Below are 19,768 nucleotides of genomic sequence, written 5' to 3' on the forward strand. Positions count from 1 at the left end.
GCGGGCCTGGCAAGCTCGAGCGCATGCGCAAGCTCTTCGTGATCGGCATCGGCGCCGGTGATCCCGACCAGGTCACCGTGCAGGCGGTCAAAGCCATGCGTCAGGTCGAGACGTTCTTCGTCATCGGCAAGGGCGAGGCGAAACGGGAGCTGGTCGACGTGCGCACGGCGATCCTGGAGGCCCACCTGGACCGGCCGTACCGGATCGTCCCGATCGCCGATCCGCCCCGGGACCGGACGCCCGCCGACTACCTGGACGTGGTCGACGACTGGCACGATCGCCGCTCGGCGCTGCTGGAATCGGCGTTCGCCGCGGCCGACGGCGTCGGCGGCATCCTGGTCTGGGGTGATCCCGCGCTGTACGACAGCACGCTGCGGATGATCGATCGGGTGCTCGCCCGCGGCGTGGTGAGCTTCGAGTACGAAGTCGTGCCCGGCATCACCAGCGCGCAGGCGCTGGCCGCACGGCATCGCGTGGTGTTGCACGGGATCGGTGAGCCGGTGCGCATCACCACCGGCCGCCGCCTGCGCGAGGAGGGCCTCGGCGCGGAGAACACGCTGGTGATGCTGGACGGCGACTGCTCGTTCACCGCCGTTCAGGAGCAGGACGTGCACATCTGGTGGGGCGCCTACCTCGGCATGCCGGACGAGACGCTGATCGAGGGACCGCTGGCCGCGGTGCGGGAGGAGATCGTCCGCCGCCGCGCCGAGTTGCGCGACCGCAAGGGCTGGATCATGGACATCTACCTGCTGCGCCGCGGCGCGTGAGCCGTCCGCCGCGCGCGAACCGGCCGGTTGTCGGTGGCGCTGGGTAGTCTGGACCGCGTGCCAGAGCTACCGGAAGTGGAGGCGTTGGCTCAGTTCCTCCGGGAGCATGCGGTCGGCGCCGTGGTCGGTCGCGTCGACGTGGCCGCGCTGAGCGCCGTCAAGACGTTCGAACCCCCGGTCACCGCGCTGTCCGGTCGAGATGTCACCGGCGCGGGCCGCTGGGGCAAATTCCTCGGCCTGGAATGTGACGGCCTATGGCTGGTCACGCATCTGTCGCGCGGCGGATGGCTGCGCTGGATCGACGAGCCGAGCCCGACGCCGCCGAAGCCGGGCGGCAAGAGCCCGCTCGCGCTGCGCGTGCATTTCTTCACCCCCGAAGGGGCGACGCCCGCGTTCGACCTGACCGAGGCGGGCACCAAGAAGCGGCTCGCGGTGTACGTCGTGGCAGATCCCAAGGCGGTGCCCGGCATCGCCCGGCTCGGCCCCGACGCGCTGGAGCTGACCGAGGCGCAGTTCGCCGACATCCTGCAGGGCACCTCGCAGCGGATCAAGACCGCGCTGGTGGATCAGGCGCTGCTGGCCGGCGTCGGCAACGCCTACTCCGACGAGATCCTGCACACCGCGCGGATCTCGCCGTTCGCGAACACGAAGACCCTTCCGGCCGACAAGCTGGCCGAGCTGTACACCGCCCTGCGCACGGTGCTCACCGACGCGGTGCGCCGCTCGGTCGGCCAGGACGCCGCCCGCCTCAAAGGCGAGAAGCGCTCCGGCATGCGGGTGCACGCCCGGACCGGGCAGCCGTGTCCGGTCTGCGGCGACATGGTCCGCGAGGTGGCCTACGCCGAGCGGTCCTTCCAGTACTGCCCCACCTGTCAGACCGGCGGCAAGGTCCTCGCGGATCGGCGGATGTCGCGTTTGCTGAAATAGCGGCTCAGGTCAGCGTGGGCACCCGCACGCCCTGCCACGCGAGTCGTTTCGCCCGGTCCGGGTCGTGTTCCACGCGCGTGGGGTAGTCGATGATCAGCGTGGACCTCCTGGCCTCGGTATAGGCGGGCCAGGAGGGCAGCGGAGCTCCGGTGCGGGCGAAGGCCAGCCAGTTGTCCTGGAACTGGTCGGTCACCGCCCGCAGTCCGCGCCTGCCGCCCGCCGCGGTGAAGGCCCGCCCGACCGGAGAGTCGCCGATGCCGAAGACCGGGATGAGATCCGTCGCGTGGGTCGCGCCGAGCCCGGCCAGCTGCAGGGCGCGCGGGGCGAAGTCGTAGCGGTAGGCGTAGGTCGGCGCGTGCCTGCTGTGTCCTTCCATGACGGCGACCGAAGGACGCCAGAACGTGTAGTCGCCGCCCGCCCGCACCGCGGCCTTCGGCTGGGGGTAGCCGGGATAGGCCGCGGCGATCCGGGATTCGGCCTCGGCGGAGTGCCCGAGCGCCGAACGCAGCCGGCCCGCGGTGGTGGGCAGTTCGTCGGCGAACCTGGCGAACAGCGTGCCCTCGTCCCGGTTCGTCCCGATGATCAGCGGCACCCGGTGCGCGGAGCCCTCGGTGATCGCGTCGACCGGGGAGAGCGGCAGGAAATCGCCGTCCACGACCGGACAGACCGGGAAGGCGCCCGGTTGTTCGCGCACCACCTGTCCGATGGTGCGATCGACGGCACGGCGGATGTCGTTGGCGCCCGCGGTGCGCAGCGCGTCGTGCGCGGTGTCGGGTGTGGCGCCGAGCGCGGCGACACAGCGGCGCGCGAAGCCGCGGGCTTCCTCGGTGCTGATCGCCCAGTCGGCCGGCGGGCTCTGCGAAATGGCCCGATGGAACAGGCCTCTGGCCGCTGGGGTGGCCAGCAAGCCGAGCACGGCGTGCGCGCCTGCCGACTCGCCGAAGATCGTCACGTTGTCGGGGTCGCCGCCGAAGGCCGCGATATTGGTGCGCACCCACTCCAGCGCGGCGAGCTGATCACGCAATCCGAGGTTCGAATCGAAGGGATGCTCGGCGGTGCCGAATTCGCTGAAGTCGACGTAGCCGAACGCGCCGAGCCGGTAGTTCAGCGAAACCACCACCACGTCGCCGCGTACCGCCAGCCGCGCGCCGGAATACATCCCGAGTGCGGAGGTGCCGATGAGGTAACCGCCGCCGTGCACGAAGACCAGCACGGGCCGCGGGCTCGCCGCCGCCGTCGCGGGCGCGGTGACATTCAGTGTCAACGCGTCCTCGCTGGTCGGCTGGTAGGCGCGCGGTCCGATCCGCGCTCCGGAGCGGTGCTGCATCGCCGCGGAGGTGAATTCCGTCGCGGTTCGCACGCCCGACCACGGCCGGACCGGCTGTGGAGCACGAAATCGCAGGTCCCCGAGCGGAGGAGCCGCGTAGGGAATGGACCGCCAGCGCAGCACGCGGCGGCCCCGGCGACCGCGGACGACTCCGTCGGCGGTCGCGATATCCGTTGTTGCCACCATTTTCAAATGGTAGCTATGGGCGCCGCGCCTCCAACAGGCGCAGCCAGAACTCGCTGACCGCCGGGAAGGCTGGCACAGCGTGCCAGAGGGTGGACAGCGGCACCCGGCCGACCACCGCGATGGTCGCCGCGTGCAGTTGCTCGCCCACCTCGGGGCCGACGAACGTGGCCCCGAGCAGCGTGTCGGTGGCGCTGTCGACGACCAACTTCGCGTGACCCGCGTAGTCATCGCGCGACAGCGCCGATCCGGCCACGGCGATGTCCAGTTCGACGATCTCGACCGTGTGACCCGCGTCCCTGGCCGCCGCTTCGGTCAGCCCCACCGAGGCGACCTCGGGCGAAGTGAAAACCACCTGCGGCACCTTGCCGTGATCGGAGCTCGCGACGAAGCGCGGGTCGTCCAGCGGCCTGCCCTCGGCCCGTGCGGCGATCACGTCGCCGCACACCCGGCCCTGGTACTTGCCCATGTGCGTGAGCGCGGCGCGCCGGTTGAGGTCGCCGACCACGTACAGCCAGTCCCCCTCGACGTCGCGCGCGGTGAGGTGGTCGTCCACCGCGACGTATCCGCCGGGCAGCCCGACGGCGTCCAGGCCGAGCCCCTCGGTGGCGGGTGCGCGGCCGGCCGCCACCACGATCTCGTCCACCTCGAGCGCCGATTCACCGTCGGGACCGCGCAACCGGACCGTCACCGGCCCGCCGTGGATGCGGCCTTCACCGGTGTCCTTCGCGGCCGGACGCTCGACGGCGGTGGGCTCGGTACGGCAGCGCACCCGCACCCCCGCCTCGGTCAACGCCGCCGCCACCCGCTCGCCCGCGAACGGCTCGGCCGCGGCCAGCAGCGCCGCGCCGCGCACCAGCAGGGTCACCTCGGCCCCGAGCGTGGCCAGCCAGGTCGCGGCCTCGCTCGCCACCACGCCGCCGCCGACGACGGCGACCCGCCGCGGCACCTCGTGCAGATTGGTGGCGTCGCGCGAGGTCCACGGCAGCGCGGCGCGCAGGCCGGGCACGTCGGGGACGTTCGCGGTGGTACCGGTGGCCAGCACCACGGCATGCCGGGCGCGCAACTGCCGCCCGCCGACCTCGACCGAACGCACACCGGTCAGGCGGCCGCTGCCGCGCACCACGTCGATGCGGTTGTTCCGTGCCCACTCGGCCTGCGACGAGTCGTCGTGATCGTGCACGAAGGCGTCGCGCCGCCGCAGCACCGCCTCGACGTCGAGACCGGTGGCCGAGACACCCGGCATCGCCCGCGCGGCCGCGAGGACGTGACCGGGCCGCAACAGCGCTTTGCTGGGAATGCACGCCCAATAGGAGCATTCGCCGCCGACGAGTTCGCGCTCGACGATGGCGGCCGTGCGGTCGCTGCCCGCGACGGCGTAGGCGGCGGCGTTCTCGCCCGCGGGGCCGCCACCGATCACGATGACGTCGTAGTCGGCTGCTGTGCTCGACATCGCCGGGCCTACTGCAGGTATCCCTCGACCTGCGAAACGGTGTTCGCCCGGACGGTGTCCGGCGACTCACCCTGGTCGATCCGCGCCCGCCGATGGCGGAGCAGGTCCCAGGCCTGGTCCAGCATGACTTCGAGTTCGGCGAGGCGCTGGCGCTCGGTCTTCGGATCCAGCTCGCCGTGGGTGGCTTGCGAGCGCAGCTGGTGCTCCTGGTCGACCAGTTCCTTGATGCGCGCCAAGATGTCCTGTTCGCTCATGCTCCATCCTTTCCGGCGTGCGCGGGACCTGCCTGGTCACGCTGCGCTGCCGTCTGCCGGCCCGACCGCTGATGCGCTGTCCCGACCATGCTACGGCCGGGTGAGGCACTCGGCGGCCCTCGGTACGGCCGCGGCGAGCTGCGGCCAGGGCAGCGCCGTGTAGCCCAGCGCGACGCCGAAGTGCTCCCGGCGCGCTCCGAGGTGATACCTGGCCAGCCCGTCGAGCGCGATGCCACGCACGGCTCCCGCCGCCACCACGCGCCGCTCGGCCTCGGCCGATGCCACCGGCACGACGACGTGCGAACCCGCGTCGTCGCCGAGCACCCCGAGTCCGCGGCGGCGCAATTCGGTCACCACCAGCGCCCGGCGTGGCGGCAGCGCGCGGCGCAGCCTGCGCAGGTGCCTGGCCAGATCACCGTGCGCGGCGAAAGCGACCAGCACGCGCTGGCCCGCCTGGCTCGGGCCGGTGCCGGTGCGTTCCCGGTGGGCAAGCACCGCGGCGGCGATCTCCGGCGCGGCGAGCAACCAGCCGACGCCGAGGCTGGGGGACAGGATCTTGCTCGTCGTGCCCAAGTGGACGACCACGTCGGGAGCCATGGTGGCCAGCAGCGGCAGCGGCGCGGTGTCGTAGCGCAATTCACCGTCGTAGTCGTCTTCGATGACGAAGATCCCGGCCCGGCGCGCATGCTCGACGAGTTCGACCCGTCGCGCCGCTGGCATCCGCGCACCCAGCGGGAACTGGTGTGCCGGAGTGCAATACACCGCTTTGATCCGGGACGGCAGCAGATCGACGCGTAGGCCGTGCGCGTCCACGGGCACCGGTACGAGTTCGAGGCCTGCCGCCGCGAAGGCCCCGGCGGCGCGCGGATAGCCCGGGTCCTCCATGGCGACGGCGTCGCCCGGCCGCAGCAGCGCCGCGGCCAGCTCGCTCACGGCGGAACTGGTTCCGGCGGTGGCGAGCAGCACGGTGTCGCTACCCGAGCCGATCCCTCGGTGGCGCAGCAGGTGTTCGGTGACGGCCGTGCGGAACTCCGGTTCGCCCGCGCGGTCCTTGCGCACGAGCGGGGAGTGATCCGCCGCGGCGCGCCAGGCGCGGCGCCACGCGGCCGGGTCGATGGCGTCGGTGCACGGCGCCCCCGGCGCCAGGTCGAACAGCTGCGGTGTGGCATCCGTGCCGGGCACGGAGTCGGTGCGCGCGGGCGCGGCGGCCGGTGCGGTCGTCAGGTAGGTGCCGGACCCGCGTCTGCCGCTGATCCAGCCTTCCGCGTGCAGCTGGTCGTAGGCGGCCGCGACCACGGTGCGACTCACGCCGAGCCGCGCGGCCAGCGCGCGGGTGGAGGGCAGCCGGTCGCCGCCGCGCAGCGGTCCGCCGGTCGCGGCGTGGCGCAGCTGGTCGGCGATCTGCACCGACAACGGCTGCCCCAGGTCGCGATCGAGGTCGAGGGGCAAGTCCTCGAGCATGGTCTCCCTCGCAAAATGGACTGCTGAAAATCATCTGAATTGGCGCTTTGATAGTGCCACTCCCGGCCGGATGCTGGGTGCATGACCGAAACCGCCAGCCCACGCACTCCGCTTTCGCCCACGCCGCGCAGCACGCCGACCCGGTTGACCGACCGGGCCAGGACCGACCGCGCCGACTTGGACGCGGTGCTCGACGCCGGACTGATCTGCCACCTCGGGGTGCTGCTCGGCGGCACGCCGGTCGTGCTGCCCACCGCCTACGGGCGTGCCGGCGACACGCTCTACCTGCACGGCTCGACCGGCGCGGGCAACCTGCGCGCGGCGCTCACAAGTGACATCTCGGTGGCGGTGACCCTGGTGGACGGCGTGGTGTACGCGCGGTCGGCCATGCACTTCTCGATGAACTACCGTTCCGCGGTCGTGCTCGGCCGCGCCCGCGAGGTGACCGACCCCGAAGAACGCCTGCACGCGCTGTGGGTCATCGTCGAACACGCCGCGCCCGGCTCGTGGTCGCGCGTACGCCCGCCGAACAAGAAGGAACTCGCCGCGACCAAAGTGCTCGCCCTCGAGCTCACCGAGGCGTCGGTGAAGATCCGTGCGGGCGGCCCCAAGGACGACGAGGCCGACATCGAGGCGGGCGGAGCCTGGGCGGGCGTCCTCCCGCTGCGTCAGGTGTGGGACGCCCCCGTCGACTCCCCGGATCTGGCTCCTCGCACCCCCGTCCCCGCCGATGTTCTGCAGCGCGCCGGTTCCTGAGCGCCCATACGCACTTCGCACCGCCGACTGTCCTCAGCCAGGCGTGAGAGGCAGATCGGCGGTGCGAAGGACGAACCACCAGGCGCGGGAACGTACTACGTCCGCGAGATCGGGTTACGTTGCCGGAGCGAATCAGAACACGAATTGGGGACCGTAGCCGGTCGTTTGCGCGATGCCGTTGGTTGCTTCGGCTCGGACGGTGACGAATGGCATCGCGGAAGCGGGGGAAAGGCATCCGTTGACATTCAGCGGGGTATTCGTGTGCGCGAAGGTGAACGGGAAGGTCGATTCTCGGTCCAGTTCTCCCTGCGCGATCACCGCCGCGGTCACACTGCCCGGGGCGAGATTGACGGTGATCTCGCCGCCGACTTCGCCGTTGACGCCGAAGGTGGTGTCCGCGCCGATGGCGATGGTGGGAGCGACGATGACCGGCAATTGCGCTTGCAGACCGGGCACGTGCCCGTGCCCGTTCTCATCGGGTGCGCCGAAACCGAATTCACCGAAATCGATGCCGCCGAACTCGATGACGATCCCGGGCGTGAAGCCGACCTCGGCTCCGACGGCCCCGGCGATGGACACCTGGATGCCGTCGGAAATATCCACCGCGCAGCCGATCAGATATCCGGCGACGATCTGCCCGCGACGCAGTGCCGCGGGGCCGTCCGACACGACCGAGAAGTCTCCGGACACCTTGACCGCGTGCGCGAACGGAACTCCCAAGGTGACGTCGCCCCCGGGTACGACATTGTTGTAGTCCACCGACGCGATCACATGCAGCCCGCGGGTGCCTGCCTCGCCTGGTTCGGCTCCCGCCGTGCTGTCGGAAACAGCGAAGGAGCCGGTAGCGGCCACTACTACCGCGATGATCGCGGCAAAGATTCGCGAATGCTTGCGGTTCATCATGCTCCAGTCGAGTATCGATCGAATCGGAACTTCGTACGCGGACTGACTCGCACAGCAAATCGTTCATCGCGGACGCCACCCGGGCGCGCGCGGCAGGAAAACTGTATCGGGCGGCGCTGCGCATATCGGTGATCGCGCCGACACGGCGAGTCGGCCGACGTGACCGGGGAGCCGGTCTCGTCGGCATCCTCCGAATTGTCGGATCAGGCGAGTGGACCACTGACTTTTATCAGATGCGAGGCGAAAGGGTCCGAGGCGACGCGGTCACGTGTCGGTTGCGGCAGTGCGGATTCACCACGCGTGGGCGCTCAGGCCCGCGGAACCCGTCGCGCGCACCGCCAGCTCACGCAACGCATCGGCCGACTCGATCCGCGCCGGATCGAGGCTGACCAAGCTGAGCACATAGTCCTCGCCGATGCGGCACAGATAGCCCGAGAGCCTGGTGCGTGGCAACCGCGCGGGGGTCAGGCCGGGATGTATCGCGCGGGCGGCGACGCCGGTGCAGCGGTGCGGGCCGAGCGCGCGCAGCGAAACGGGCAGCGTGCCGATGCTCGAGCACAGGATGTCGAGTTCGCCCGCGCCTTCGGACAACGCGTAGGCCCAGCGGTCCGGAATCACTTGGAGCAGTTCTTCGGGCATTCCGTTCGGCGCCGACATGCGGTGCTCGTAAGCGGAACGGGCCAGGGTGCGGATCGTCGCCGGGGTGTCGGCGCGGGTGACCGCGATGCGGGTCATGGCGAGGTCGTTGTCGACGCGAGGTTCGTCGCGGGTGTCGACGGGCAGGCTGGCTTCGATCGTCTCGCCGGGAAACCCGCTGTCCCACAGCACCGTCGCGACCAGATGGATGAACAGGCTGTTGGCCGTGCCGCCGTCGAGCGCGGCGACGCGGTCCCACTCGGCGGCCGGGCATTGCAGGATCGCACTGCGCGTCGCGTCGCCCGCTGCGCGCGGCCGCTCGTCGCGGCACGAACCGGCGGGCTGCCGCGGCACCCCGTGGCGCAGCGCCGCCGCCGTGCCGCGCAGCACGATCGACCATTGGCGCCGGGCGTCGGACCAGTCCGAGTCGCGCGCGGCGGCCTCCGGCGGGCACACCCGTGCGCCGCCCAGTGCGTCGTCCACCGCGAGCACCAGCGCGCGCCCGTCGGCCAGCGCATGCGAGCACGTGAGGGAGACGACCGAACCACCGTCGTCCAGGGCCGCCGTCGAAAGCCGCCAGCCTGGACCGTATTCCGGATCGAGTCCGGCGCCTTGCGCGTCGGCCCAGTCGAGCATTTCCGCGACCGGGAGCACGACTTCGGCGCGATCGATCGGATACGCGCGGACATTCGGCCGCCAAGCCCGGCGAGCCCCCGGCACGCGCGAGCGAATCACCCTGCGTCCCAGTGGTCCCGATTGCAAGGCGGCGTGCACTCGTACCAGCAGCGTGTGGTCCACTCGATCGGCTGTGCGCCACAGCCCTTGCAGCGCTATCGGTGTGCCGAGCCCGCGGTGGCTGCGCAGAAAGATCTCGTCGACGACGCTCAGGCGGCCCATCGGACTCAGGAACTCGCGCCGTGCCGGCCCGCACCCGCCGCGAAACGCTGAGCGCCGTCCAGCGCGCCGTCGGCCAGCGCGGTCAGCCCGTGGCGGAACTCGTTGCGCAGCGCGGACTCCTCGGTCATCCCCTCCTGCTCGAGCAGCGACATCCGGTCCGAGCGCAAGCAGGTCTGCGGCAGCGCGGCCAGTTCCGCGGCCAGCGCCTCGGCGGCACGGCGGGCTTCGCCGGTGGGCACCACGCGATTGACCAACCCCATCTGCAACGCCTCGTCGGCGCCGACCGCGCGACCGGTGAGCACCAGATCCATGGCGCGGCCGGTGCCCACGATCCGCGGCAGCCGGATGGTGCCGCCGTCGATCAGCGGCACGCCCCAGCGGCGGCAGAAGACGCCGAAGGTGCTGTCCTGCTCGGCGACCCGCAGATCGCACCACAGCGCGAGCTCGAGCCCGCCCGCCACCGCGAAGCCGGAGACCGCCGCGATCACCGGCTTGGACAGCCGCATCCGGGTCGGTCCCATCGGGCCGTCGCCGTCCTCGGCCGCCCGGTTGGAGCGCTCGGTGCCGAGCGCCTTCAGGTCGGCGCCAGCGCAGAACGTTCCGCCGTCGCCCCACAGCACCGCGACCGCCGCCTCGGGGTCGGCGTCGAACTCGCGGAAGGCGTCGGCGAGCGCGGCAGCGGTCGGTCCGTCCACCGCGTTGCGCGCTTCGGGCCGGTGCAGGATCACGGTGGTCACGGGGCCGCTGCGTTCGATCAGTACGGTCACGCGCTTGAACATACGCCGTAAAAGCACCCTTGTGTGAAGAAATGAATTCATGCTTCACTTCTTGGGTGGCCTACCGCAGAACCCCGGCAGTGCAGGCCCGCCTGGATGCTCAGGCGGGGCTGATCGTGCAGGCCGCCACCAAGGTGCTGTCCCGTGGCGGGTACGCGGCGCTGTCCATGGCGGCGGTCGCGGCCGAGGCGGGCGTGGCCACCGGCACCGTCTACAAGAGCTTCGACGGAAAGTCCGCGCTGGTCCGCGCGGTGTTCCGGAAAGTGGTCGCCCGTGAGGTCGCGGCCGTGGCGGCGGCGGGCGCGCGCGGCACGGCCGTCGAACGGGTCACCGCGGCGGTGGAGACCTTCGCGGGCCGCGCGCTGAAGAACCCGAACCTGGCCTACGTGCTGCTCGCCGAACCGGTCGACGCGGCTGTGGACAGCGAACGCCTGCGCTTCCGGCGGGCGTTCGCCGAAACCTTCGAATCGGCGGTGGCCGAAGGCGTCGCGCGGGGCGAACTCCCACCGCAGGACCCGAGGATCAGCGCGGCCGCGCTGGTCGGCGCGATCGGCGAGGTGCTGGTCGGCCCGCTCGCGGACGCGCCGCACGGCGAGTCCGTCGTCCCCGAGATCACCGCTTTCGCGATCCGCGCGCTGGGCGTGCGCGGCGACCCGGGCGCGGCTCGCGCCCGGCTGGAACCAGGAGTGTCAGATGCAGACGCATGAAGTCTTCAACCAGGTGCCCGACATCGTGCCCTTCGACGTCTCGCGCAATCCGGCGCTGCTCGACGGCTTGCGCCGCGAGGGCGCGGGCTGGGCCGAAGCCGAGGTGCGGGAGCTCGGCGCGCTCGCGGGCGGCGCGCAGGCGCAGGAATGGGGGCGGCTGGCCAACGAGTACCCGCCGGTGCTGCGCACGCACGACCGCTACGGCCACCGCATCGATGAGGTCGAGTTCCACCCGCACTGGCACGATCTGATGCGCGTCGCCGTCGAGCACGGCCTGCACGGCGCGCCGTGGCTGGACGACCGCCCCGGCGCGCACGTGGCGCGCGCGGCGAAGTTCTACACCTGGGGCGTCGCCGACGCGGGCCACATGTGCCCGATCTCGATGACCTACGCGGTGGTCCCCGCGCTGCGGCACAACAGGGAACTCGCGGCGAGATACGAACCCCTGCTCGGTTCCCGGGTCTACGACTACGGGTTGCGCGAGCCGTCCACGAAGGCCGGGCTCATCGCGGGCATGTCGATGACCGAGAAGCAGGGCGGCTCGGACGTGCGCGCCAACACCACCACCGCGACGCCGCAGCCGGACGGCTCCTACCGGATCGTCGGGCACAAATGGTTCACCTCCGCGCCGATGTCGGACATGTTCCTCACCCTGGCGCAGGCGCCCGGCGGCCTGTCCTGCTTCCTGTTGCCGCGGGTGCTGCCCGACGGCGCCCGCAACCCGATCCGCATCCAGCGACTCAAGGACAAACTGGGCAACAAGTCCAACGCCTCGTCGGAGATCGAGTACGAGAACGCCACGGGCTGGCTGGTAGGCGCGGAGGGCGCGGGCGTCAAGACCATCATCGAGATGGTGAACATGACCAGGTTGGATTGCGTGATCGGCTCCGCCACGGGCATCCGGGCGGGCGCCGTGTACGCGGTGCACCACGCGCGGCACCGGAAAGCGTTCGGCGCCACGCTCATCGACCAGCCCGCCATGCGCAATGTGCTGGCCGACCTGGTGATCGAGTCCGACGCCGCGACCACGGTGATGATGCGGCTGGCCGGGGCCACCGACCGGGCCGGTCAGGATCCGGCCGAGGCCGCGCTGCGGCGCATCGCCTTGGCGGTCACCAAGTACTGGGTGTGCAAGCGGGCGCCCGCGCACGCGGCCGAGGCGCTGGAATGCCTGGGCGGCAACGGATATGCGGAGGAATCCGGCATGCCGCGGCTGTACCGGGAGGCGCCGTTGATGTCGATCTGGGAGGGATCCGGCAACGTCGCCGCGCTGGACGCGTTGCGGGCCATGGGGCGTCAGCCGGAGACGGTCGAGGCGTACTTCAGCGAAGTGTCGCTCGCGAAGGGTGCGAACCCCCGGCTGGACGACGCGATCGCCCGGGTCGGCAAGGAATTGTCCGATCTGAACGACATCGAATACCGCGCACGGCGGGTCGTCGAGCTGATGGCGCTCGTGCTGCAAGGCGCGCAGCTGGTCCGCCACGGCCATCCCGCCGTCGCCGACGCCTTCTGCGCCACGCGGCTCGGCGACGACTGGGGCATCGCGTTCGGCACGCTGCCCACCGGCGTCGACACCGGCGCGATCATCGAGCGCGCGTTCGTCTGAGTGCGTTGCGCCCCTGTGGACCCGTTCGGGTGCACAGGGGCCGAGACTCCGGGCGTTCCTGTGAGTTCGCGCCCGCTCGCGTATCCGGCGTCAGGCGGGCCGGGTGAGGACGCGTTCGACCAACGCCGTATCGCAGTACTCGACCACTTCGCGCAACTTCCCGTCGGCGACGCGGAAGACGAAGCAGTACGTCTGGTCGTAGGCCTCCCCGCGTGTGGTCACGGCCTCCGCGCGGGCCTGCACGACGACGTGGTCGTCCGCGGCGACGATCGTCTCCGCGGCGCTGCGGTATTCGGTGAACTGCTGCATCAACGGCCGCAACAGTTGTTCCAACACAACAGCTTTCGGCTCCCAGGTGCCGCTCCAGGACCAGTCGCCGGGGAAGATCCAGCGGAAATCGTCGGCCATGGCGTCGCTCAGCGCGCGGGTGTTGCCGAGCGACATCTGCTCGAAGACGTCGGTGAGCAGCTTCTTGTTCTCCATCGCGGTCATGACGACGACGCTAGGGTCGCCGTAGATATGCGACAAGCGACTGTCTCGCATATCTGGTATGAGCAATACGCATGGACGAATTCACCGTGGCCGGTCTGCGCGTGGTACGGGAGGCCGCCGCCTGCGGCTCGTTCTCCGCCGCGGCGGAGCACCTCGGCTACACCCAGTCCGCGGTGTCCAGGCAGATCGCGCTCATGGAACGGGCTGCGGGGCGCGCTTTGTTCGAGCGGCACGCCCGCGGCGTGCAGCCCACCGAGGCGGGACGCGTCGTGCTGCGCCACGCGGAGGTGATCCTCGGCGAACTGGACCAGGCCAGGCAGGACATCCATCAGCTCGCGGCGCGCCCGCCGGGCCGCTTGCGCGTCGGCGCGTTCTCGACCGCCATGGCCGCCTTGGTGCCCCGAGCCATCGCCGCGACCGCCGCCCGCGACCGGCAGGTGCGGATCTCGCTGCGGGAGGGCCTCAGTCCCAGACTGCTCACCGCCGTCGCACGAGGACGTCTCGACCTCGCGGTGGTGACCGCGCCGGACACCCCGCCCTCCGGTGTCCAGCTCGAGCCGCTGGTCGACGACTCGTTGCTCGTTGCGGTCGCCGCCGCACATCCGCTTGCGGGTGCCACCAGCGCGACGCCGGAGCAGCTGCGCGACGAACGATGGATCGCGGGCAGCCAGGACGCGTCCGCCACCCTCCTCGGCGCGTGGCGCGACCCCGGCCGGGAGCCGGACATCGCGTTCGTCGCACGCGACTGGTTCGCCAAACTCGGCCTCGTCGCGGCCGGACAGGGCAGCACGGTGGTGCCCGGCATCGCCGTCCCGGTCCTGCCGCCGACCATCGCGCTGCTGCGGGTAGATCACCCCGCCGCGGTCCGGCGAACGGTCATCGCCCATCGCGGCGACCACGGCACCGCCGAAGCGCGCGCCGTGTTCGCCGAAGCGCTGCGCGACCAAGCGGCCGAACTGTCCGCCTACGTGCGTCAGCACCTTCGGGCTGGTCCATAACAGCGCCGCGGCGATGACCAGCCGCCCGTGGTCCGGGCAGCGCTTCCCGCCCGGCCTCATGATGATCGTCCCGGGTGCTCCTGTTCGCCGCGCGCCGGGTGCGGACAGCTGGGGAAACGGCCGTCTCGAACCAACCGCGCAGCGGGATCTCCGTGGCCGCGCTGTCGCGTGGCACGAAGCCTTCTCCGTACGCGCGGGAGTTGTCATCCTGTGGACGAGTGTGGATACCTTCGCGGGCATCGGTGGCGGCGGGGAAGCGCCGGTAGTGTGGCGGCGGTGGCAGGGGAGTTCGTCGACAGACCGTTGAGCTGGCTGGTCCGGCGAGTGCGGGACCGGGCCTCGCGGGGACGGTATCTGCTGGGCATCGCGGGGCCGCCGGGCGCGGGCAAATCCACGTTGTCGGTCACGTTGCGCGACGCGATCAACGCCGAGGCGGGCGGCATGCTCGCCGAGATCGCGCCCATGGACGGATATCACCTGGACAACGACGTCCTGCGTGCGACGGAAAGCTTTGCGCGCAAGGGGGAGCCAGACACCTTCGACGTCGACGGCTACATTTCGGGGCTGCGCCGCCTGCGGACCACGCCGGTGGGCGAGCCGGTGCCGTGGCCCACGTTCGACCGGTCCATCGATGCCCCGGTGCCCGGCGGGGTGGTGTTCGACCGTCAGTCCATCGTCCTCACCGAGGGCAACTATCTGCTGCTCGACGACTTCGGGACGCGGCGATGGTCGGCGGTCCGCACGCTCCTGGACGAGTGCTGGTACCTGGACGCCGCGCGCGAGGTGATCGAGGATCGCCTGCTGCGCAGGCACCTTCGCGGCGGGCGCACGAGCGCGGCGGCGCGCGACAAAGTGCACGGCAGCGACTTGCGCAACGCGGATCTCGTCGCTGCCACCAGTGATCGCGCCGATCTGGTGTTGCAGGGGCGTCCGGGAGGCTACGCGGTAGCCGTTCCACCGCTATTCAGCGCAGAGTGAGGGCGGTCTCGGATTCGACGCGAGTCAGCTTCTCCGGGTTGCGGACGTAGTAGAGACCGGCGATGCGGCCGTTCTCGACACGGGCCGCCATCACACCGTCGAGTTCACCGTCCAGGCTGAACAGGAGTGCGGGATTGCCGTTGACCACGCTGGGACCGATGGTGAGCGTGGCCGCGGTCCTGCCCAGACCGCCCGTGACGAAGCGAACCACCCTGTTCGCGCCGACGATCGGCCGCAGCGCCGCCTGCTTGATCCCACCGCCGTCGCTGACGACGACCACGTCGGGAGCGAGCACGTCCAGCAGGCCCTGCAGGTCCCTGGTCTCCAGCGCCCGCTGGAACGACTCCAGGACCGCCCGGGTCTCCTGCACGGAGACCACCGACCGCGGGCGCCGGGCGTCCACGTGCTTGCGGGCGCGGTGGGCGATCTGGCGCACCGCCGCCGGGGTCTTGTCGACGGCGGTCGCGATCTCCTCGTAGCCGATGCCGAACGCCTCGCGCAGCACGAAGACGGCGCGCTCGGTCGGCGACAGTGTCTCGAGCACGAGCATCAGCGCCATCGACATGCTCTCGGCGAGTTCCACGTCCTCGGCCACGTCCGGCGTGGTGAGCAGCGGCTCGGGCAACCAGGGGCCGACGTACGCCTCCTTGCGCCGCCGCATCGTGCGTAACCGGTTGAGTGACTGCCTGGTCGTGATCCGGACCAGATACGCGCGCTCGTCGCGCACCTGTTCGGAGTCGACCTCGACCCACCGCAGCCAGGTCTCCTGCAGGACGTCCTCGGCGTCGGCCGCGGACCCCAGCATCTCGTAGGCCACGGTGAACAGCAGGTTGCGGTGGGCGACGAAAGCCTCGGTCGCCGGGTCGCTGGCATGGCCGCTCATCGTTCGACCCTCTCCGGTACGGCCGGGCACGGGTTGCCGTCCGCCTGCACGCGTCGCATCCACCGGCAAGGTCCCTTTCGTTGCGAGTCATTCCGATCCGATCCACCGGTCGGTGCGGTCGAGCGTAGGACACCGCCCGGCGCACGACGGTGGTGCACGAGCCGTTCAGGTGGCGGCCAACGCGTTGCCGCGCTCGGCTTCCAGCAGCCGCCCGCGCTTGTCGTTCTCGAACCCCCAAGTGAAGGCACCCGGTTCACGCGCCTCGTCCGCCAATTCCTTGACGACGTTCCGACAGGCGAGCTCTTTGATCTTCGCCGCGAGCCGGCCGCCGATGTAGAACCGGTTCGCGATGTCGTCCCGGGAGGCGAACTGTACGGTGGCGGCGCGCCGGCCCAAGCCGATGCACTGGCCGAAGTAGCCCACGTCGATGGCCGAGGGCCGGTCTCCCGCGATCCGGGCCAGCACCGTGTCGGCAGCGTGCGCGCCCAGCGGGCGCGCGGTCTGGCAGCTCATCCGCAACGGCAGGTCCGACGGCGCCGCCGAATCCCCGGCGGCGACGATGCGCTCGTCGTCCACGCTGGTCAACGTCTCGTCGGTGCGCAGACGGCCCACGGCGTCGGTGCTCAGTCCGCTGCGCGCGGCAAGATCCGGAACACCGAATCCGGCGGTCCAGATGGTCACCGCGCTCGACAGGGTGTGGCCGCCGCTGAGCCGCACGGCCGCACGGGTCACCGACGTCACCCTCGACTCGGCGCCTTCGAGCACGGTCACGCCGAGTCTGTCCAGCCGCTTGGCCACCGAGCGCCGACCCCGGGGGTGCAGATACGGGCCGAGCGCGCCGCCGCACAGCAACGTCACCCGGCGGCCTTGCTCCGCCAGCTCTGCGGCTGTCTCGATGCCCGTGGCGCCGGCTCCCACGATTGTCAGCGAGGCGGTCGCGGGCACGGCGTCGAGCACCGGCCGCAGCCGCTGCGCGTCCTCCATGGTGGCGATCGGGTAGGCGTACTCGGCCGCTCCGGGCACACTCGGGTCGGCGCTGCCGCTGCCCACCGCGTAGATCAGGAAGTCGTAGCCGACCGGGCCGCCGGACGACAACCACAGGCGACGCTCCTCCGCGTCGATCCGGATCGCGGTGTCGACCACCAGCCGGACGCTCTCGGCCAAGACCTCCCGGTAGTCGACCATCGCCTCGTGCGTCCCGCCCACCAGCTGATGCAGGCGGATCCGCTCGACGAAACGCGGCCGTGGGTTGACCAGGGTGACTGTCACGTCGTCCCGCTGCGTCAGGCGATTGGCTGCCATGACGCCGGCATATCCGCCGCCGACCACGACCACCTCGGTGTTGCCAATCATGGTGTCTCCTTCGCTTCGAGGGTTCGAGCACAGGACACTGGGCGAACGATCGGCGTGACGTCGTGTGGTGCGGATCACATAGCAGGCGTCCCATCCGCGCATTCGAAGGCGACCTCTCGTCCTCCGGCGCGTGCCCCCGCGCAGGTGCTCTACCTGGGCTGATGATGGAGGTATGACGGAGAATCGCGCAGTCGGCAGATTTTCGCGGGCCCTGCACAATTTGCTGGCCGTGGTGTGCGCTCTGCTCTTCTACTACTTCCTGCCGCTGGAGACGGTGCCGGTCGGCCGATTGTCCGGCGTGCCGGCGTTGGTCGCGTTCGTCGTCGGCGTCGCCGGGCTCATCTGGCTGGCCCGGTGGCGCATCCGGCGGTACATCCGGGATCCCCGCGCGACCGTCGGGCGGATCAACGACGTGCTGCTCGTGGTCTGCGTCGTCGTGACGTTCTTCGCCCTCTACTACTACGTGCTGGAACAGCGCGCGCCCGGCCAGTTCGAGAACCTGCACACGCGGACCGACGCGCTCTACTACACGATGGTCACGCTGGGCACGGTCGGCTACGGCGACGTGCACGCGGTCGGTACCGCCGCGAAGGTGGCCACCATGGTGCAGGTCGCATTCGACCTCGGCGTCATCGGCATCCTGATCGCGATCTCGACATCGCACATCATTCAGCAGTTGGACGAAGCTCAGCGCAACCGCCCGGCCGGCGGCGCCGACTGACGCCGCCGACGCGGGACGGGCTCAGCGGTGCGCGCGGTACCAGCGAATCAATGAGTCGGTCGACGAATCGTCCTGTGCCTGCGGCTCTTCCGCCGCAGTGAGCAGCGGGGCCAGGGCGAGCGCCTGCTGCTTGCCCAGTTCGACACCCCACTGATCGAAGCTGTCGATGCCCCAGATCGTGCCCTCCACGAAGACTTGGTGCTCGTAGAGCGCGATGAGCTGGCCGACGACGGAAGGGGTGAGCCGCGGCGCGAGGATGGTGGTGGACGGACGGTTGCCCGGCATCACCTTGTGCGGCACGATCGCCGGATCGGTGCCCTCCGCGGCGATCTCCTCGGCGGTCTTGCCGAACGCGAGCACCTTGGTCTGCGCGAACAGGTTGCTCATCAGGATGTCGTGCATGCTGCCGGTGCCGTCGCTGGTCGCCAGATCGTCGGTGGGCTGCGCGAATCCGATGAAGTCCGCCGGGACGAGCCGGGTGCCCTGGTGCAGCAACTGGTAGAAGGCGTGCTGACCGTTGGTGCCCGGCTCACCCCAGAAGATCTCACCCGTGGCGGTGGTGACCGGGGTGCCGTCGGCGCGGACCGACTTCCCGTTGGACTCCATGGTCAACTGCTGCAGGTAGGCGGGGAAACGAGCGAGATCGTTCGAATACGGCAGCACGGCGTGCGATTCCGCGCCGAAGAAATTCGAATACCAGACGCCGAGCAGCCCGAGCAGCACCGGGGCGTTGGCCTCCAGCGGCGCCTCGGCGAAATGCCGGTCCACCGCGTGCATGCCCGCGAGGAACTCGGCGAAGCGCTCCTTGCCGATGGTCGCCATCACCGACAAGCCGATCGCCGAGGCCACCGAATACCGGCCGCCGACCCAATCCCAGAAGCCGAACATGTTGTCGGTGTCGATCCCGAACTTCGCGACCCGCTCGGCGTTGGTGGACACCGCGACGAAGTGCTTGGCCACGGCGTCCTCGCCGAGCGCGGCGACCAGCCAGCGCCGGGCCGCGGTCGCGTTGGTGAGCGTCTCCAGAGTGGAGAAGGTCTTGGACGCGACGATGAACAGCGTGGTGGCCGGATCGAGCCCGTCCAGTTTCGCGACCAGGTCGGCGGGATCGACGTTGGAGACGAACCGCGCGCCGATGCCCGCGTCCTCGTAGTGCCGCAGCGCCTGGTGCACCATGACCGGACCCAGGTCCGATCCGCCGATGCCGATGTTGACCACCGTCGTGATGCGCTCGCCGGTCGCCCCGCGCCACGCCCCGGAGCGCAGCGCGTCGGTGAACTCACCCATCCGCCGCAGCACCCGGTGCACCTCGGCGCCCGCGTCGACGCCGTCGATGATCATGGTCGAGCCTTCGGGCAGCCGCAGCGCGACGTGGCCGACCGCGCGGTCCTCGGAGGTGTTGATGTGCTCGCCCCGGAACATCGCGTCGCGCCGCTCGGGCACGCCCGCCTCGCGGGCCAATTCCGCGAGCAGATGCAGGGTTTCCCGGTTCACGCGGTGCTTGCTGTAGTCGATGTGCAGGTCCGCCACCTGGACGGTCAGCTCGCCGCCTCGAGCCGGATCGTCGGCGAAGAACTCCCTGAGGTGTCGTCCCGCGACGGTGCCGTGGTGATCGTGCAGTTTCCGCCATGCCGCCGTCGCGGTGATGTCGCTGCTCACGTTCGCCGAGAGTACAAGCAGGCACCGCCGC

At 70.8% G+C, this 19,768-nt stretch carries 19 protein-coding genes; 8 read left to right on the forward strand and 11 right to left on the reverse strand.

The features are described from left to right. Nucleotides 1-23 precede the first annotated feature (23 nt). Nucleotides 24-767, forward strand: a complete 744-nt coding sequence (gene cobF, locus GVY64_RS17865) for a precorrin-6A synthase (deacetylating) (protein WP_159842823.1) — start codon at nucleotides 24-26, stop codon at nucleotides 765-767. Nucleotides 768-824: 57 nt separating this feature from the next. Continuing rightward, entirely contained in the window at nucleotides 825-1,694 is an 870-nt protein-coding gene (locus GVY64_RS17870; RefSeq protein WP_159842825.1) for an Fpg/Nei family DNA glycosylase, read from the forward strand. A 4-nt stretch (nucleotides 1,695-1,698) separates the two neighbouring features. Here the strand turns inward: GVY64_RS17870 and GVY64_RS17875 are convergent, their stop codons facing one another. From GVY64_RS17875 to pdxR, 4 genes are all read right to left on the reverse strand, one after another. Then, nucleotides 1,699-3,207, reverse strand: a complete 1,509-nt coding sequence (locus GVY64_RS17875; RefSeq protein WP_159842827.1) for a carboxylesterase/lipase family protein — start codon at nucleotides 3,205-3,207, stop codon at nucleotides 1,699-1,701. Nucleotides 3,208-3,220: 13 nt separating this feature from the next. After that, nucleotides 3,221-4,657, reverse strand: coding sequence for a dihydrolipoyl dehydrogenase family protein (locus GVY64_RS17880; protein ID WP_159842829.1), 1,437 nt, complete (start codon nucleotides 4,655-4,657; stop codon nucleotides 3,221-3,223). An 8-nt stretch (nucleotides 4,658-4,665) separates the two neighbouring features. Then, nucleotides 4,666-4,911 carry a DUF2630 family protein gene (locus tag GVY64_RS17885; protein WP_159842831.1) on the reverse strand — a complete coding sequence of 82 codons (246 nt, stop codon included), beginning with the start codon at nucleotides 4,909-4,911 and terminating at the stop codon, nucleotides 4,666-4,668. A gap of 90 nt (nucleotides 4,912-5,001) precedes the next feature. Continuing rightward, on the reverse strand, nucleotides 5,002-6,372 hold the full coding sequence (gene pdxR / locus GVY64_RS17890; protein WP_159842833.1) for a MocR-like pyridoxine biosynthesis transcription factor PdxR: 1,371 nt from the start codon (nucleotides 6,370-6,372) through the stop codon (nucleotides 5,002-5,004). Between the two features lie 81 nt (nucleotides 6,373-6,453). Between pdxR and GVY64_RS17895 the strand changes: the two genes are divergently transcribed. Beyond that, nucleotides 6,454-7,128 carry a pyridoxamine 5'-phosphate oxidase family protein gene (locus GVY64_RS17895; protein WP_159842835.1) on the forward strand — a complete coding sequence of 225 codons (675 nt, stop codon included), beginning with the start codon at nucleotides 6,454-6,456 and terminating at the stop codon, nucleotides 7,126-7,128. A gap of 132 nt (nucleotides 7,129-7,260) precedes the next feature. Here the strand turns inward: GVY64_RS17895 and GVY64_RS17900 are convergent, their stop codons facing one another. The 3 genes from GVY64_RS17900 to GVY64_RS17910 all read right to left on the reverse strand — a co-directional run bounded on the left by GVY64_RS17900 (nucleotide 7,261) and on the right by GVY64_RS17910 (nucleotide 10,343). Then, on the reverse strand, nucleotides 7,261-8,031 hold the full coding sequence (locus tag GVY64_RS17900) for an MspA family porin (RefSeq protein ID WP_159842837.1): 771 nt from the start codon (nucleotides 8,029-8,031) through the stop codon (nucleotides 7,261-7,263). Between the two features lie 291 nt (nucleotides 8,032-8,322). Then, nucleotides 8,323-9,564 (reverse strand): hypothetical protein, encoded by a 1,242-nt coding sequence (locus GVY64_RS17905; protein WP_159842839.1) that lies wholly within the window; start codon nucleotides 9,562-9,564, stop codon nucleotides 8,323-8,325. Between the two features lie 5 nt (nucleotides 9,565-9,569). Then, nucleotides 9,570-10,343 (reverse strand): crotonase/enoyl-CoA hydratase family protein, encoded by a 774-nt coding sequence (locus tag GVY64_RS17910; protein ID WP_159842841.1) that lies wholly within the window; start codon nucleotides 10,341-10,343, stop codon nucleotides 9,570-9,572. 53 nt (nucleotides 10,344-10,396) lie between these two features. On the opposite strand from GVY64_RS17910, the gene GVY64_RS17915 reads away from it, so the two are divergent. Beyond that, nucleotides 10,397-11,047 carry a TetR/AcrR family transcriptional regulator gene (locus tag GVY64_RS17915; protein ID WP_159842843.1) on the forward strand — a complete coding sequence of 217 codons (651 nt, stop codon included), beginning with the start codon at nucleotides 10,397-10,399 and terminating at the stop codon, nucleotides 11,045-11,047. After that, nucleotides 11,034-12,653, forward strand: a complete 1,620-nt coding sequence (locus GVY64_RS17920; protein ID WP_159842846.1) for an acyl-CoA dehydrogenase family protein — start codon at nucleotides 11,034-11,036, stop codon at nucleotides 12,651-12,653. Before GVY64_RS17915 ends, GVY64_RS17920 begins: the two co-directional genes overlap by 14 nt. 90 nt (nucleotides 12,654-12,743) lie before the next feature. On the opposite strand, the gene GVY64_RS17925 is transcribed toward GVY64_RS17920, so the two are convergent. Further along, on the reverse strand, nucleotides 12,744-13,145 hold the full coding sequence (locus GVY64_RS17925; protein WP_159842848.1) for a nuclear transport factor 2 family protein: 402 nt from the start codon (nucleotides 13,143-13,145) through the stop codon (nucleotides 12,744-12,746). A gap of 71 nt (nucleotides 13,146-13,216) precedes the next feature. Here GVY64_RS17925 and GVY64_RS17930 point away from each other — a divergent pair, with 71 nt between their 5' ends. Both GVY64_RS17930 and GVY64_RS17935 read left to right on the forward strand, forming a co-directional pair. Continuing rightward, nucleotides 13,217-14,143 (forward strand): LysR family transcriptional regulator, encoded by a 927-nt coding sequence (locus GVY64_RS17930; protein WP_159842850.1) that lies wholly within the window; start codon nucleotides 13,217-13,219, stop codon nucleotides 14,141-14,143. Between the two features lie 276 nt (nucleotides 14,144-14,419). Beyond that, nucleotides 14,420-15,121 carry a nucleoside/nucleotide kinase family protein gene (locus GVY64_RS17935; protein WP_201298057.1) on the forward strand — a complete coding sequence of 234 codons (702 nt, stop codon included), beginning with the start codon at nucleotides 14,420-14,422 and terminating at the stop codon, nucleotides 15,119-15,121. On the opposite strand, the gene GVY64_RS17940 is transcribed toward GVY64_RS17935, so the two are convergent. Next, a complete protein-coding gene (locus GVY64_RS17940; RefSeq protein ID WP_159842853.1) occupies nucleotides 15,108-16,004 on the reverse strand; it encodes an RNA polymerase sigma-70 factor in 897 nt (298 codons plus the stop codon). The genes GVY64_RS17935 and GVY64_RS17940 overlap by 14 nt on opposite strands. Nucleotides 16,005-16,169: 165 nt before the next feature. After that, nucleotides 16,170-17,357, reverse strand: coding sequence for an NAD(P)/FAD-dependent oxidoreductase (locus GVY64_RS17945; RefSeq protein WP_159842855.1), 1,188 nt, complete (start codon nucleotides 17,355-17,357; stop codon nucleotides 16,170-16,172). A gap of 172 nt (nucleotides 17,358-17,529) precedes the next feature. On the opposite strand from GVY64_RS17945, the gene GVY64_RS17950 reads away from it, so the two are divergent. Beyond that, entirely contained in the window at nucleotides 17,530-18,078 is a 549-nt protein-coding gene (locus tag GVY64_RS17950; protein ID WP_159842857.1) for a potassium channel family protein, read from the forward strand. Between the two features lie 21 nt (nucleotides 18,079-18,099). On the opposite strand, the gene pgi is transcribed toward GVY64_RS17950, so the two are convergent. Next, a complete protein-coding gene (pgi, locus tag GVY64_RS17955) occupies nucleotides 18,100-19,737 on the reverse strand; it encodes a glucose-6-phosphate isomerase (RefSeq protein ID WP_159842859.1) in 1,638 nt (545 codons plus the stop codon). Nucleotides 19,738-19,768 lie beyond the last annotated feature (31 nt).

Source organism: Nocardia sp. CY41 (assembly GCF_009829325.1).
GTDB lineage: Bacteria > Actinomycetota > Actinomycetes > Mycobacteriales > Mycobacteriaceae > Nocardia.

Bases quoted from the DNA above. Each gene is read 5' to 3' on its own strand.
- GVY64_RS17895 (WP_159842835.1), top strand. From the start codon at position 6,454: ATGACCGAAACCGCCAGCCCACGCACTCCGCTTTCGCCCACGCCGCGC.
- GVY64_RS17925 (WP_159842848.1), bottom strand. From the start codon at position 13,145: ATGACCGCGATGGAGAACAAGAAGCTGCTCACCGACGTCTTCGAGCAG.
- GVY64_RS17940 (WP_159842853.1), bottom strand. From the start codon at position 16,004: ATGAGCGGCCATGCCAGCGACCCGGCGACCGAGGCTTTCGTCGCCCAC.
- GVY64_RS17930 (WP_159842850.1), top strand. From the start codon at position 13,217: ATGGACGAATTCACCGTGGCCGGTCTGCGCGTGGTACGGGAGGCCGCC.
- GVY64_RS17880 (WP_159842829.1), bottom strand. From the start codon at position 4,657: ATGTCGAGCACAGCAGCCGACTACGACGTCATCGTGATCGGTGGCGGC.
- GVY64_RS17945 (WP_159842855.1), bottom strand. From the start codon at position 17,357: ATGATTGGCAACACCGAGGTGGTCGTGGTCGGCGGCGGATATGCCGGC.
- GVY64_RS17885 (WP_159842831.1), bottom strand. From the start codon at position 4,911: ATGAGCGAACAGGACATCTTGGCGCGCATCAAGGAACTGGTCGACCAG.
- pdxR (WP_159842833.1), bottom strand. From the start codon at position 6,372: ATGCTCGAGGACTTGCCCCTCGACCTCGATCGCGACCTGGGGCAGCCG.
- GVY64_RS17875 (WP_159842827.1), bottom strand. From the start codon at position 3,207: ATGGTGGCAACAACGGATATCGCGACCGCCGACGGAGTCGTCCGCGGT.
- GVY64_RS17905 (WP_159842839.1), bottom strand. From the start codon at position 9,564: ATGGGCCGCCTGAGCGTCGTCGACGAGATCTTTCTGCGCAGCCACCGC.
- cobF (WP_159842823.1), top strand. From the start codon at position 24: ATGCGCAAGCTCTTCGTGATCGGCATCGGCGCCGGTGATCCCGACCAG.
- GVY64_RS17900 (WP_159842837.1), bottom strand. From the start codon at position 8,031: ATGATGAACCGCAAGCATTCGCGAATCTTTGCCGCGATCATCGCGGTA.
- GVY64_RS17920 (WP_159842846.1), top strand. From the start codon at position 11,034: ATGCAGACGCATGAAGTCTTCAACCAGGTGCCCGACATCGTGCCCTTC.
- GVY64_RS17910 (WP_159842841.1), bottom strand. From the start codon at position 10,343: ATGTTCAAGCGCGTGACCGTACTGATCGAACGCAGCGGCCCCGTGACC.
- GVY64_RS17950 (WP_159842857.1), top strand. From the start codon at position 17,530: ATGACGGAGAATCGCGCAGTCGGCAGATTTTCGCGGGCCCTGCACAAT.